The following is a 15,610-nucleotide window of genomic DNA, read 5'->3' as shown; positions in this document are numbered from 1 at the left end:
TGTCACATACTTCGCATGATAGTCTGCCTTATGCCATAATCATACTTCTTTTTCTTGCAGCATATATCTAGTATGATTTTTTCAACACTTTTTCAGCTTTCTTCATACTAAAAAACTAGATTCTACTGTTTAGTATGATTTTTTTCATTTTTCAGGGATTTTTTTGATATAAATGGAGATTTTTTCATACTAGAAACTTTAAAAGAACTGAATTAGTATGATAAGACTAAACAATATGATTTGACTATATAATATGATTAAACCAAACAATATGATTTGACTATATAATATGATTAAACCAAACAATATGATTTGACCATATAATATGATTAAACTAAATAATATAATTAAACTAAATGATATGATTACTTTCAAAATATAATTACTTGAATATTATGCCTTAACTGAATTTTGTAATTAAATGGAATTTGATAAAGAAACTTAAGATTTTTCAACAAATAAGCGAATGGATTCGTAATAAGAATATTCTGTTATCATCCTGCCAGAAGAATAAGAACCTGGCAGCAAGCGAAATATAAGGTCATATAACAATCATGCTGCACAAGCTAAAAAGCACTATGCAATATAAAAATGCTATGCAATACAAAAATACTATACAATATAAGTACCATTTCACAAGATAGATAAGCCTCACCATACGGTGAGGCTTATCCTGCATATACAGCATTCCCACGATATATGAGATATGCTGTATATTATATTGTTCCTGTCCAATAATTATTTGTTAGCGATTGCTGCCTGAGCTGCTGCTAATCTAGCGATTGGTACACGGAATGGTGAACATGATACATAGTCAAGACCAATCTTGTGGCAGAATTCAACAGATGAAGGATCTCCACCGTGCTCTCCACAGATACCAACGTGAAGGTTCGGATTAACTGGCTTACCAAGTTTCAGTGCCATATCCATAAGTTTACCAACACCAGTCTGGTCTAACTTAGCAAATGGATCGTTCTCGAAAATCTTCTTGTCATAGTAAGCATCTAAGAACTTACCAGCATCATCACGGGAGAATCCAAATGTCATCTGAGTTAAATCGTTAGTACCGAAGCAGAAGAAGTCAGCTTCTTTAGCGATTTCATCAGCTGTAAGAGCTGCTCTAGGAATCTCGATCATAGTACCAACTTCATACTCTAATTTAACGCCTGCAGCTGCGATCTCAGCGTCTGCTGTCTCAACAACTACTTTCTTAACGTATTTAAGTTCTTCAACTTCACATACTAATGGAATCATGATTTCAGGTTTCACATTCCAATCTGCATGCTCTTTCTGAACTTCGATTGCTGCACGGATAACAGCTTTTGTCTGCATCTTAGCAATTTCAGGATATGTTACAGCAAGACGGCATCCTCTGTGACCCATCATTGGGTTGAACTCATGAAGTCCATCGATGATTGTCTTAATCTGCTCAACAGTTTTGCCCTGAGCATCTGCTAATTTCTTAATATCAGCTTCCTCTGTAGGAACGAACTCATGAAGAGGTGGATCCAGGAAACGAATAGTAACCGGGCATCCTTCCAGTGCTTCATAAAGAGCTTTGAAGTCTCCCTGCTGATATGGAAGAATCTTCTCAAGAGCTGCTTCTCTTTCTTCTACAGTGTCAGAACAGATCATCTCACGGAATGCTGCAATTCTGTCTTCTTCGAAGAACATATGCTCTGTACGGCAAAGTCCGATACCTTCTGCTCCAAGCTCACGAGCTTTCTTAGCATCTGCAGGAGTATCTGCATTAGTACGAACTTTAAGTTTTCTATATTTGTCAGCCCAAGCCATAACACGGCCGAACTCACCAGCGATGGTAGCGTCAACTGTCTTGATTTCGCCATCGTAGATGTTACCTGTTGTACCATCGATAGAGATGAAATCTCCCTCATGGAATTCTTTTCCAGCAAGAGTGAATTTCTTATTCTCTTCGTCCATAGCGATATCGCCACATCCGGATACACAGCATGTACCCATACCACGGGCAACTACAGCTGCGTGAGATGTCATACCACCACGAACAGTTAAGATACCCTGGGAAGCTTTCATACCTGTGATGTCTTCTGGAGATGTCTCAAGACGAACAAGTACAACTTTCTCTCCGCGAGCGTTCCAAGCTTCTGCATCTTCTGCTGTGAATACGATCTTACCACAAGCTGCTCCAGGAGAAGCTCCTAAACCTTTTCCGATTGGTGTAGCTGCTTTTAATGCTGCTGCATCAAACTGTGGATGAAGAAGTGTATCTAAGTTACGAGGATCGATCATAGCTACTGCTTCTTCTTCTGTCTTATGTCCTTCATCAACAAGGTCACATGCAATCTTAAGAGCTGCTGGAGCAGTTCTCTTACCATTACGGCACTGAAGCATGTATAACTTCTTGTTCTCTACTGTAAACTCCATATCCTGCATGTCATGGTAGTGATTCTCAAGAGTCTCACAAACCTTGATGAACTCAGCATATGCTTCTGGGAATTCCTGCTCCATCTGAGCGATTGGCATAGGTGTACGAACACCAGCAACTACGTCCTCACCCTGAGCATTGATTAAGAACTCACCCATTAATTTCTTCTCGCCTGTAGCAGGATCACGGGTAAATGCAACACCTGTACCAGACTCATCATTTAAGTTACCGAATACCATAGGCATTACGTTAACAGCTGTTCCCCAGGAATATGGGATATCGTTATCACGACGATATACGTTTGCACGTGGGTTATCCCATGAACGGAATACAGCTTCGATAGCTAATTTTAACTGCTCTACAGGATCAGATGGGAAATCGGTTCCTAACTGGTTCTTGTACTCAGCTTTGAACTGCTCTGCTAATTCTTTTAAGTCAGCGGCTGTAAGTTCAACGTCGAACTTAACTCCTCTGTCTGCTTTCATCTTATCGATGAGCTGCTCGAAATATTTCTTACCAACTTCCATAACAACGTCAGAGAACATCTGGATAAAACGTCTGTAAGAATCATATACGAAACGCTCGAATTTAGGATCTGGGTTTCCAGCGATCATTGCTGCAACTACTTCGTCATTCAGTCCAAGGTTTAAGATGGTGTCCATCATACCTGGCATAGATGCTCTGGCACCGGAACGAACAGAAACAAGTAATGGATTCTTGAGGTCTCCGAATTTCTTTCCGTTGATCTCTTCCATTTTCTTAACGCCTTCCATAGCCTGTGCCATGATTTCGTCGTTAATCTTGCGGCCATCCTCATAATACTGAGTACAAGCCTCTGTTGTGATTGTGAATCCCTGTGGTACTGGAAGACCGATATCAGTCATCTCGGCAAGGTTAGCACCTTTTCCACCAAGGAGATTACGCATGGACATGTTTCCTTCACTGAACATGTAAACCCATTTGTTTGCCATTTTGAATTCCTCCTAATAAATTTACTTTGGTTTATTGATATGCGAACATCGTCTGTTATCAACAACAATTGATATCCACAATGTCACCCATTACGCGTGCCACTTGTCCACAAGCGCACATATTTATTTTATCATAATTTTATAGTTTCGCAACCATTTTTTCGAAATCAGACCATTCAGTCATGTAAAAAATAAAGTGTTTGATTTAGAAAGTGAATTTTTCTGCAAAATATGTATCTAAATCTTCGATTTTGATACGCTCCTGCTCCATGGTATCACGGTCACGTACCGTAACTGCTCCGTCTGTCTCGGATTCAAAATCGTAAGTTACACAGAATGGAGTTCCGATTTCATCCTGACGACGATAGCGCTTACCGATATTTCCTCTGTCATCAAATTCACAGTTGTATTTCTTGGAAAGCTGTGTAAATACTTTTTCTGCGCCCTCATTTAATTTCTTGGAAAGTGGAAGCACACCAATCTTAACCGGTGCAAGTGCCGGATGGAAATGAAGAACGGTTCTCATATCCGGTTTCTCTTCTGTTCCGATGTTCTCTTCGTCATATGCTGCACAAAGGAATGCAAGTACCACACGGTCTGCTCCAAGAGATGGCTCAATAACGTATGGAATGTATTTTTCATTCTTGGTATCATCAAAGTAAGACATATCCTGACCGGATGTATTCTGATGCTGTGTCAGGTCATAGTCGGTACGGTCTGCAATTCCCCACAGTTCGCCCCATCCGAACGGGAATAAGAATTCAAAGTCGGTAGTCGCTTTACTGTAAAATGCAAGCTCTGCAGGATCATGGTCACGAAGACGTAATTCTTCATCTTTCATGCCAAGGCTTAACAGCCAGTTATGGCAGAAGGTTCTCCAGTACTGGAACCACTCAAGGTCGGTACCCGGCTCACAGAAGAACTCCAGCTCCATCTGTTCAAACTCTCTGGTACGGAAAGTAAAGTTACCAGGAGTGATCTCGTTACGGAAAGATTTTCCAATCTGTGCAATGCCGAAAGGCACTTTCTTACGGGATGTTCTCTGCACGTTTTTGAAGTTAACGAAAATACCCTGTGCTGTTTCCGGTCTTAAGTATACCGTATTCTTTGCATCTTCAGTTACACCCTGGAAGGTCTTGAACATCAGGTTGAACTGACGGATATCTGTAAAGTTATGTTTTCCGCAGGATGGACATGGAACACTGTTATCTTTGATGAAGTTCATCATTTCTTCCTGACTCCAGCCATCTACAGAAGTCTCTAATGTAATGCCATGCTCTTCTGCATAATCTTCAATAATCTTATCTGCACGGAAACGTTCATGACACTCTTTACAATCCATAAGAGGGTCTGAAAATCCGCCTAAATGTCCGGAAGCTACCCATGTCTGCGGGTTCATAAGAATGGCACAGTCTACACCAACGTTGTATGGATTTTCCTGTACGAATTTCTGCCACCAGGCACGTTTCACATTATTCTTTAATTCTACACCAAGGTTACCGTAATCCCATGTATTTGCCAGTCCACCGTAAATCTCGGAACCCGGATATACAAAACCTCTTGCCTTTGCTAAAGCTACAATTTTTTCCATTGATTTTTCCATAAAATTCTTCCTCGCATTCTATTTATAAATAATATATCTTGCTTCTGCTGTCTCACCAGCAGGAATTTCATCCACGGTTGCAGTGTTCTTATCCTTGACGGTTACTCCGGAAGAAACATACTGCAGTGTTCCATCAACCGTAACATCTACGCCCTTGCTTAATACGATAACATGATAGTCATCATTTTTCATGACATCTTTGCTGTCCGCTGCATCTCCGGCAGCTCCATCTGTTACCGCTACGAAATCTGTATTAAAATCATATCCGGCAGCAATTGCCTGTACCACCGTTCCAGTAAATACGGTATCTCCCACAAATGCAGAATATGCTGTGCTGTCACTGTAATGCATACCAAGCTTTGCGACTCCGTCTTTTACGGAAAGATTTTTTAATTTTACTGTCCCGGCGCCATCATTGTCTTCATATTCTTTGATGGAATCCTTTACATACTGTTCTAACTCATTCTCATCATAATTGTCTTTGTCAAAGTCGCCTACTGCAACTTCTGTGATTCCACCCTTTTTCTCCGGAAAGAGTGTCGTGGTATCTGCATCTTTTGTAGCACCGCAGCCGCCAAATATTCCACAGACTAACAGCATTACAAGGAGTGCACTTATCTTTTTCTTCATACGAACCTCCAAATCCCTATATCTCATAATCTCAACAATTATACTATTTTCGGTTTGGTATTTCAAGCGTTACCTCAGGCAAAATGCCCGGCTTCTCCATAAATCAGAAAAGCCCTTCTAAAAATTGCTCTGATTTAAATGTATGGGGTGCATATTTTTCCCGAAATTCCTTCACCGTCCGAATCAGTTCAAACAACACTTTTTCTGATACTGCAAAATGAAAAAGCTTTGCTGATTCCGTGGTAATAATATACTGCATCGTATAAATGGTAGATGCATCTAACCGTCTGCCATGCTCGGTTTCGCTGCAGGAATCACAAAGAAGCCCGGCGCGCTGCACACTGAAAAACTGCATCGGTTCCTTTCTTCCACATTTCTGGCAGGAAAAAAGATTCGGATATACTCCGTTTAGCACCATCATTTTCAATTCATAAATCACACGGACCAGCCGGTTATCAAAATTCTTCTTTCCAAGTGCTTTTAAGGACTGGTAAAGCAGCTTTAGCATTTCCCGGTCATCACTGTTTTCCTGGGCATAATATTCTGCCATCTCAAGAAAATAAAATCCATAGTATGTATCATTCAAGTCTGTGGTGAGTTCGGTAAAATAATTTTTAATTTCTGCCCGCACCACATTGTAGGAGGTACGGCCCTCATATACTTCAAACTGTCCGAAGGAAAAGGGATTGCAGGCTGCCAGCAGTGTACTGTTCGGTCTTCTTGCACCTCTGGCAAACGCCGTAATCTTTCCCCTCTCCAGGGTCAGTATCGTAATTCGTTTGTCATATTCACTGATTGGCATTGCGGTAAGCACCATACCCGTAACCATCACGTTTGTGCCCACGGTCCTGTTCACCTCTTACTTTCTCTTTCAGGCTGCCCAATCCATCCTGTTCTTCTTTTTCCTGTTCCTTAAACTTAAGATAATCATCTACACTTCCGGTCAAAGTAAAATGATTCCAGCTTGCTCTTACCATATGCTTCCTTCCTGCCCTTTCTTCATACTTGTATGAAATTAGGTTTTCCAGAAGCACTTAAGATAATACTGTCAATATTTAGAATTCCTCTTCCCGGTATCCGAAGTTCTTAATCATATAATCGCTGTCACGCCAGTCTTTTTTCACCTTTACCCAAAGCTTTAAATTAACCTTGGCATCTAAGAGGCGCTCAATCTCATATCTGGCATTGGTACCAATCTTCTTTAACATGGCTCCCTGCTTGCCGATAATAATTCCCTTGTGGGAATCCCGCTCACAGATAATCGTGGCATCTATATCAAACATTTTCCTGCCTTTGCGTTTCTTCATCTGGTCAATAGAAACGGCAATTCCATGAGGAATTTCTTCATTTAAGGCATGTAAGGCTTTTTCACGAATCAGCTCTGCCACAATCTGACGCTCCGGCTGGTCGGTAATGGTATCTTCATCATAGAACATCGGACCATACGGCAGATATTTAAAAATCAAATCAATGATAACATCCGTATTTTCTCCCCGCAGTGCAGATGCCGGTACGATTTCCGCAAAGTCATAAACTTTACGATAAGTGTCAATGTACTCAAGCATCTTATCCTTGTTATCCAAGGTATCTAATTTATTGATAACCAGAATAACCGGTGTCTTTACAGTTTTTAACTTTTCAATAATATGCTGCTCTCCTGCGCCGATAAAATCACTCGGTTCCACCAGCCATAAAATGACATCCACTTCATTCAATGTGTGTTCTGCCACATTTACCATAAATTCGCCCAGCTTATTCTTTGCCTTATGGATACCAGGTGTATCCACAAAAATAATCTGTCCTCTGTTTTCATCCGTATAAATAGTCTGGATACGGTTTCTGGTAGTCTGCGGTTTATTGGATGTAATTGCAATCTTCTGTCCAATCAGATGATTCATCAAGGTGGACTTCCCTACATTCGGCCGTCCAATCAGTGTTACAAAGCCTGATTTAAAATTTTCCGTCATACTTACTCCTTCTTATGTATGCTGCGGGACTATTACCCACAGCTTTTAATAAAGATTCTTTACTTCTAAGAACATATCTTTTTCTGCTTCTACATTTTCCTCTGCACCGATGACACACAAGGCATCCTGTGCGAGTACTGCTTCAATAAGCACTGCGAGATTTTTGATATTTTCCGGCTGTGCATCTAAAACTTCATTTCTCTCACGCTGTAATTCCTCATAAGAAATATTGGTAAGATAAGCACTTACGGAACGCATGCCCTTGGCAGCCGGATTCAACGGGGTATCCATATCACTTACTGTTCCGATGATATATTTTGTCATATCACGTTCATCTGCATCAAAGGCTCTTAAATATGCCGGAATTCCTTCATAAATCTCATTGGTGCTCTTAAGGTTCGGGTCACGGTAAGAAGTAAAATATGCATCTCCGTTCCGCATAAATCCGCTCATGCAGCCATATGCACCACCCTTTACCCGGACATTAATCCAAAGGTAATCATAGCTTAAAATTACTTTTAAGATACGAAGTGCTCCGGTATAGGAATATCCTTTCGATAAATAATTTCCTGCTCTGGATACATACTGTACTTTGGATGCATCTAAGAAGCCTTCATTCTTTTTCTCACAATGGAAGGTAACTGCTTCTCCCTCTTTCTCTCCATCCGGTAAAACAGTTAAGAACTGCGGGAATTTTTCTTCTAACAGCTGATATCCTTCTGCGTCTGCCGTCAGGGAAATCAACAGTCTGTTCTTTACAAAGATTTTCTCTGTAAGGCTTCTTAATTTATCCATTAAGAACTGCTTCTTCTCGTCAAAGTGTTCTTCTAATTCTGCAATCGTCCGGTACAGTGCAATTCCGCCAACCAGGTCATTGAATCGGGCTACCGGTGAGAAATAAGACATTGCCCGCATGGCAGATACGGAATGTCCGGCAGAGCTTAAGGACATCTGCAGTCTCGATTTGATACGCGCTAAAATCTCATAGAGACGTTTTTCATCTGTAATCTGTGTGCCCATCAGAATCTCAGAAAGAAGTCTAAGCCCCTCTTCTAAATTCTGATAAAGAATCTTGGAACGTACTTCGTATTTTGCATGGAAACTGTCTTTTTTCTTAGTATCCGCATAAATATTAATCTGGGATGAGATACCGCCGGTCTTAAGATCAATCTCATTTGCTAAGTCTGCATAGTTATAATGCTCCGTATCCATATAACCAAGTACAGCTTTTAACACCCCAAGGTATGGCAGTTCTTCTTCTGTAATATCACTGATATCAAACATCAGATTCAGGTAATGAATGCCATTGGAATAAATGTTGGTATGAATGGTTTCGATGCCATTGCAGCTTACCTTTTCATATACCAGCGGCTGCGCTTCACGCTTCATGTCCTGCCGTTTTAACATCGGAATCTTCATCAGGTCTTCCTTTGGTGACGGCTCTTCCTGATACTGTTTTAAATGCTTTGTATCCTCTACTAACTTATCAATCTCTTCTTCTGATAAGTCTCTCTTATAAGCAGCCAGTTTCTCTTCTAATTCTTTTTCCAGCCTGGCATTTAAGCCTTTTTCCGGTTCAATGGATACATAGGATTTATGGCTGTTATCCAAAAGATATTTCTGAATCAGTTCTTCAAAATATCCTGTTTCAATCTTTTCCTTTAATGCTGCAAATACGTCTAATATTTTAAGATATAAGAATGGTTCGTCATCATCATAAAGCCAGCTGTCCATACAGGATAATCCATAAATTAATCCCTTCGGGAAATTACCGTAATCTGCTTCACGGAATTTGAATTCTTCACTGTTGATTCCTGCTAACAGGGATTTTCTATTGAGTCCATCTTTGACGATTTTCTTTAAAGTATCTTCGATAATTCCTACAAACTTCTCTTCGTCTTCTTTATTGGCATTCTTTGCCACCACAGAAAAAATTGGCTGTAAGGTGCTGTTATCAAATCCGCCCATGATATCTTTTCCGATTCCTGCATCAATAAGTGCCTGCTTCAACGGTGCTCCCGGTGCACTTAATAGTGCATAATCCAAGACATCAAATGCCAGAGTCAGTTCACTCTCAAGATTCGTTCCGATTGCCACATTATAGGAAAGATATGCATTATCCTCTAAGCTTTCGGAAGATGCAATGGAATATGGCTTGCTGATGGTTACCGGCTTTTCAAAAGGAGCCTGAAGCTGAATTGCGGAATCTACTTCGATTTTATCATAATGGCTTAAATATTCTTTATCGAGAAATTCCAGTTTTTCGTCCATATCCATATTTCCATAAAGGTAAATATAAGAATTACATGGATGATAGAATTTCCGGTGGAAATCAAGGTACTGCTCATAAGTAAGCTCCGGAATTACTTCCGGGTCACCGCCAGACTCATTACTGTATGTGGTATCCGGGAACAGGGAATTTAATACTACACGGTCTAAGACACCCTCCGGAGAAGAAAATGCGCCCTTCATCTCATTGTATACCACTCCATTGATGGTAACCGGTGCATCTTTATCCTCTAATTCATAGTGCCAGCCTTCCTGTTTGAAGATTTCTTCTTTCTTATAGATATTCGGATGGAACACAGCGTCTAAGTATACATCCATCAGATTAGCAAAATCTTTATCATTGCAGCTTGCCACCGGATAAACGGTCTTGTCCGGGTAAGTCATGGCATTTAAAAATGTATTTAAAGAACCCTTCACCAGTTCCACAAACGGGTCCTTCACCGGGAACTTGTCTGAACCGCACAATACCGTATGCTCAATGATATGTGGTACGCCGGTGCTGTCCTCTACCGGAGTACGGAATCCAATATAAAAGACCTTATTTTCATCATCATTGGAAATAAGGCTGATTTTAGCTCCACTCTTTTTATGTCGAAGCAGATATCCCTTTGCATGGATGTCTGTCAGATTTTCTTCTTTGATTAATTCATATGCTGTTAACGCTGCTAAATTCAAATGTTTTATCCTCCATGTTCTCATAATCTGACTCACAGTCTTTATCAGTATAACACATTTTTTTTACATTTACACCTGATAAACCTAAAAACAGGAAGACGGATATCCATCTTCCTGCTCTGCGCTTATTTCATATTCAACTCTATACGAATTAACCTAAGCGAACTACGTTAGCTGCCTGAGGTCCTTTTTCTCCTTCTACTACCTCAAATTCAACTGCTTCTCCATCTTTAAGCTCTTTGAATCCATCCATATTTAATGCGGAGAAATGAACGAATACATCATTTCCTTCTGCATCTGAGATAAATCCATAACCCTTCTTTGCGTTAAACCATTTTACAGTTCCCTGCATTTCTTTTTCCTCCTAATACACAATAAATCTAAAAAGTTGCACAAAATTGTGCACGACTACATGGCTAACAGTAGCATATTTTCCAATATTTGTCAAACTTTTTCACTTTTTTGCCCGATTTTATACCGGATTCTTTACGTTGACATCAAGCTGCGGGAACGGAATTTCGATTCCATTTTCATCCAGAGCATTTTTCATCTCCTCAGTCAGTGCCCAGCGGATATCCCAGTATAAATCAGTCGGCACCCACACTCTTGCACCAATGGTAACACTGCTGTCTCCCAATTCCGATACAAAGACCTGCACCGCCTCATCCTTAAGCCGGCGTTCTTCGGAAAGAAGCAACTGCTCTATCACAGCCTTCGTCTTCTTTAAATCCGCCGAATAGGACACCCCTACTTCCAGGTCAATCCTGCGTTTCTCACTGTAGGTTACATTGGTAAGGCTGCTGTTGGCTAAGATTCCATTTGGAATTACGATAATCTTATTGTCAACACTCTTTAACTTGGTGTAGAAAATCGAAATCTCTGTTACCGTTCCTTCGTTGCCATGGCTGTCTTCTACAATATAATCCCCCACTTTAAACGGTTTTAACATCAGTATTAATACGCCGCCGGCAAAGTTGGATAAGCTTCCCTGCAGTGCCAGGCCTACCGTCAGTCCTGCAGAACCTGCAATTGCCATTACAGATGTGGTTGCAATTCCAAAAAGCGAAAGAATGATTACAATCAAGAAGAAATATCCAATGCACTTGACCAGTGCATCCATAAACTGTTTTACACCCTTGTCAGCATCCTTTTTATCCAGCCATTTCCGGACGAGTTTCCGGAAAAGTTTGATTAACTTTACGCCAATGGCATATACCACGCAGGCAATCACCACCTGAAAGAGAAACGCCAGTAAATCCGGCACCAGCCCCTCCAGGTAAGTACGTATCACGCCCGGTTTCTTCATCTGTTCAATAGCATCGCTGACTTCTTCCGCTGTAATGCCCTCTGTGCTGGCCTCTAATGCGGTCAGATAAAATCCCATTTTAATATCCTCCAGTTATTTATGAAAGTTATTATGAAAGTGCATGAATAAATAATCCACTGCGAAGTTTTGGCTCAAACCAGGTGGATTTCGGCGGCATCAGTCTTCCGGCATCTGCTACTGCAAACAACTCTCCGATGCTGGTCGGATACATGGCAAATGCCACTTTACAGTCACTATGTACTCTGCGCTCCAATTCCTCCAGTCCACGGATTCCACCTACGAAATCAATCCGCTTATCGGTCTTCGGGTCTTCAATGCCAAGTACCGGATGCAGTAACACATTCTGTAAAATTGATACGTCCAGCCCATCTACCGGGTCACTGCTTAAATCCGCTTCTTTCATCCGGCAGGCATACCAGTTATCCCCAAGGTACATGCTGAAACTTCCTTTTTCAGCCGGATGAACCGCTTTCTTCTGTGGTGCTCCCACTTCAAACAGGTCGTTCATCTTTCCAAGGAATTCCTCTTCTGTCATTCCATTTAAGTCTTTTACCACACGGTTATAATCCATAATCATAAGCTGGTCATCCGGGAATAATACGGATAAAAAATAGTTAAATTCCTCAGTTCCGTCATAATCCGGATGCTCTGCTCTCCGCATCAGTCCTACCTTTACTGCGGATGCTGCACGGTGATGACCGTCTGCGATATAGATTTCCTTTATCTTTGCAAATGCTTCCTCGATAGCCACAATATCTTCTGCCTCTGCAATTCTGTATACACGATGTCCGATTCCATCCTCTGCCACAAAATCATAAAGAGGTGCTGTCTTCTTTACCTTCTCTACCACTGCATTGATGGTATCATTGGAACGGTATGCTAAGAAAATCGGTCCGGTCTGTGCATCACAGATATTTACATGGTTGATTCTGTCCTGCTCTTTATCTGCTCTGGTATTCTCATGTTTTTTAATGACCTGATTCTGATAATCATCAATCGAAGCACAGGCTGTAATACCGGTCTGCACCCTTCCGTCCATGGTCAGTTCGTAAATATAATAGCACGGTTTCTCTTCTTTTACGAAATCACCTTCTGCTACCATATCCCAGAGCATGTCATGGGCTTTCTTATATACCTCCGGTGCATAAGTGTCTACGGAATCATCAAACTGTGTCTCGGCACGGTCAATGCGAAGAAAGCTTTTGTCATGTCCTTCTACCGCTTTCTTTGCTTCCTCTCTGTTATATACATCATACGGAAGTGCTGCAATCTCTGCCGCCTCATCCTCTCTTGGTCTGATACATAAAAATGGTCTGATATCTGCCATTGTTTTCTCCTTCCTGCGTAATTGCGAAAAACACGCTTTGTGAGTTTCCTGCGTAAGAGAAATGGACTGTCGCGGCGTAACCGGGCAGTCCATATATTATCTTTTTCTCACCTGCATTTATTATTTTACAATACGAACCTTTAATACACCATCTAAGGTCTGAAGTTTCTCTTCTACTTCTTTGGTAACAGGTGCATCTACATCAAGCAGTGTACATGCATAATCGCCACGGCTCTTATTGGTCATATCAGAAATGTTGATATTTGCATCTCCTAAAATAGAAGTATAGCTGCTGATCATTCCCTTTACGTTACGGTGTAACAGTAACAGTCTTCCTGCACTCTTGCACTCGCCCATATTGCAGTCCGGATAGTTTACAGAATGTGTAATATTTCCATTCTCTAAGAAATCACGAATCTCTTTTACTGCCATTACTGCACAGTTATCTTCGGATTCTTCGGTAGAAGCTCCAATATGAGGAGTTACGATACAGCCTTTCTTTCCAACTGTGGTTGGATTTGGGAAGTCGCTGACATATTTTGCAATCTTTCCTTCCTCTAATGCTGCTACCATTGCCTCTTCATCAACCAGTAAGTCTCTTGCAAAGTTCAATACTACAGTGGTAGGTTTCATCATTGCAATTGCTTCTGCATTAATCATTTTCTTGGTAGAATCTAAAAGCGGAACATGAATTGTGATATAATCACAGTTCTTGTAAATTTCTTCTACAGCATTTACATGATTTACATTGCGTGATAAGCTCCATGCAGCATTTACAGAAATGTATGGGTCATATCCGTATACTTCCATACCAAGATGTGTTGCAGCATTTGCTACTTTTACACCGATGGCACCAAGTCCGATAACGCCAAGCTTCTTTCCTGCAATTTCGCTTCCGGCAAAGTTCTTCTTCTGTTTCTCAGCAAGTTTTGCAACATCTGCATTGCCTTCCTCGCCTTTTACCCATTCGATTCCACCGACTACGTCACGGGCTGCCAATAACATTCCTGCAAATACCAGTTCCTTTACACCATTTGCGTTTGCACCCGGTGTATTGAATACTACGATACCTGCTTCTGCACATTTATCCAATGGGATATTATTTACACCTGCACCGGCTCTTGCAACAACTTCCAAAGTCTTTGGAAGTTCCATATCATGCATTGCTGCACTTCTTACTAAGACTGCCTGTGCATCTTTGATATCTTCTACTTTGTTATATTCATCTGACAAAAGGTCTAAGCCTACACCAGCGATTGGATTTAAACATGTATAGTTAAACATTATGCGTTCTCCTCCTCAAACTTCTTCATAAATGCTACCAGCTTCTCAACACCCTCTTTTGGCATTGCATTGTAAATGCTGGCACGCATACCGCCAACGGTTCTGTGTCCCTTTAAGTTTACAAAACCGGCTTCGGTTGCTTCTTTGACGAATTTTGCATCTAAGTCAGCATCACCGGTAACGAATGGTACGTTCATAAGAGAACGGTCTTTTGGAACTACAGTTCCCTTGAATAACTTGCTCTGATCTAAGAAATCATAAAGAATCTTAGCTTTCTCTTCGTTACGCTGTTTCATAACTTCGAGTCCGCCCATCTTCTTTAACCATTTGAATACTTTACCACAGATATATATGCCGTAGCATGGTGGTGTATTGTAAAGAGAATCTGCGTCTGCCTGAGTCTTGTATTTTAACATGGTAGGTGTTCCCGGAAGAACATCATCTGTAATTAAGTCTTCACGAATGATTACGATTACAACACCTGCAGGTCCAACGTTCTTCTGAACGCCGCCGTAGATTACTCCGTATTTGGTTACATCAACCGGTTCTGATAAGAAGCAGGAAGATACGTCTGCAACAAGTGTATGTCCTTTGGTATTTGGAAGTTCTTTGAACTTGGTTCCATAAATCGTATTGTTTTCACAGATATATACATAATCTGCATCTTCCGGAATATCCAGATCTGAACAATCCGGAATATAAGAGAAGGTCTTATCTGCTGAAGATGCTACTTCTACTGCATCCCCATACATTTTTGCTTCCTGGTAAGCTTTCTTAGCCCACTGTCCAGTTACAATGTATGCAGCTTTCTTATTTTTCATCAGGTTCATTGGAATTGCAGCAAACTGCTGGGAAGCTCCACCCTGTAAGAATAATACCTTGTAATTATCCGGGATATTCATTAAGTCTCTTAAATCAGCTTCTGCCTCTTTGATGATGTTGTCATATACTTTGGAACGATGACTCATCTCCATTACGGACATTCCACATCCTCTGTAGTCTAACATCTCATCTGCTGCTTCCTGTAAAACTTCTTCCGGTAATACTGCCGGACCTGCAGAAAAATTATATACTCTGCTCATTTTCTAATTCCTCCTCACTTCTTACACATATCCTTCTATATGTAATGGCTT

General features: G+C 40.9%; 12 protein-coding genes. All 12 read right to left on the bottom strand.

Translation table 11 applies throughout. The features are described 5' to 3' along the window. Nucleotides 1–738: 738 nt before the first annotated feature. The 12 genes from ppdK to serC all read right to left on the bottom strand — a co-directional run bounded on the left by ppdK (nt 739) and on the right by serC (nt 15,559). Nucleotides 739–3,375, bottom strand: coding sequence for a pyruvate, phosphate dikinase (ppdK, locus tag DV740_RS02165; protein WP_117840960.1), 2,637 nt, complete (start codon nt 3,373–3,375; stop codon nt 739–741). A 205-nt stretch (nt 3,376–3,580) separates the two neighbouring features. After that, a complete protein-coding gene (locus DV740_RS02160) occupies nt 3,581–4,978 on the bottom strand; it encodes a glycine--tRNA ligase (protein ID WP_022243038.1) in 1,398 nt (465 codons plus the stop codon). An 18-nt stretch (nt 4,979–4,996) separates the two neighbouring features. After that, nucleotides 4,997–5,608 (bottom strand): hypothetical protein, encoded by a 612-nt coding sequence (locus DV740_RS02155; protein ID WP_022243039.1) that lies wholly within the window; start codon nt 5,606–5,608, stop codon nt 4,997–4,999. A 103-nt stretch (nt 5,609–5,711) separates the two neighbouring features. Next, nucleotides 5,712–6,452, bottom strand: a complete 741-nt coding sequence (recO, locus tag DV740_RS02150) for a DNA repair protein RecO (protein WP_022243040.1) — start codon at nt 6,450–6,452, stop codon at nt 5,712–5,714. After that, nucleotides 6,397–6,585, bottom strand: a complete 189-nt coding sequence (locus DV740_RS02145; protein WP_117697057.1) for a YqzL family protein — start codon at nt 6,583–6,585, stop codon at nt 6,397–6,399. The genes recO and DV740_RS02145 overlap by 56 nt, the downstream gene beginning before the upstream one ends. Nucleotides 6,586–6,663: 78 nt before the next feature. Next, a complete protein-coding gene (gene era / locus DV740_RS02140; RefSeq protein ID WP_118087389.1) occupies nt 6,664–7,575 on the bottom strand; it encodes a GTPase Era in 912 nt (303 codons plus the stop codon). 45 nt (nt 7,576–7,620) lie between these two features. After that, complete coding sequence (locus DV740_RS02135; protein WP_330415571.1) at nt 7,621–10,539, bottom strand: insulinase family protein; 2,919 nt, start codon at nt 10,537–10,539, stop codon at nt 7,621–7,623. 151 nt (nt 10,540–10,690) lie between these two features. Beyond that, nucleotides 10,691–10,891 carry a cold shock domain-containing protein gene (locus DV740_RS02130; protein WP_022243044.1) on the bottom strand — a complete coding sequence of 67 codons (201 nt, stop codon included), beginning with the start codon at nt 10,889–10,891 and terminating at the stop codon, nt 10,691–10,693. A gap of 120 nt (nt 10,892–11,011) precedes the next feature. Then, a complete protein-coding gene (locus DV740_RS02125) occupies nt 11,012–11,923 on the bottom strand; it encodes a mechanosensitive ion channel family protein (RefSeq protein ID WP_117697049.1) in 912 nt (303 codons plus the stop codon). 31 nt (nt 11,924–11,954) lie between these two features. Beyond that, nucleotides 11,955–13,193, bottom strand: a complete 1,239-nt coding sequence (locus DV740_RS02120; protein ID WP_118087387.1) for a DUF1015 domain-containing protein — start codon at nt 13,191–13,193, stop codon at nt 11,955–11,957. Nucleotides 13,194–13,313: 120 nt separating this feature from the next. Beyond that, nucleotides 13,314–14,477, bottom strand: a complete 1,164-nt coding sequence (locus DV740_RS02115) for a phosphoglycerate dehydrogenase (protein WP_117697045.1) — start codon at nt 14,475–14,477, stop codon at nt 13,314–13,316. After that, nucleotides 14,477–15,559 carry a 3-phosphoserine/phosphohydroxythreonine transaminase gene (serC, locus tag DV740_RS02110; protein ID WP_022243048.1) on the bottom strand — a complete coding sequence of 361 codons (1,083 nt, stop codon included), beginning with the start codon at nt 15,557–15,559 and terminating at the stop codon, nt 14,477–14,479. Before serC ends, DV740_RS02115 begins: the two co-directional genes overlap by 1 nt. Nucleotides 15,560–15,610 lie beyond the last annotated feature (51 nt).

The organism is Roseburia sp. AF02-12 (genome assembly GCF_003461765.1).
Classification (GTDB): domain Bacteria; phylum Bacillota; class Clostridia; order Lachnospirales; family Lachnospiraceae; genus Roseburia_C; species Roseburia_C amylophila.
Note: the sequence above shows the minus strand (reverse complement) of the source record. Positions and strands in the feature narration are given on the sequence as shown.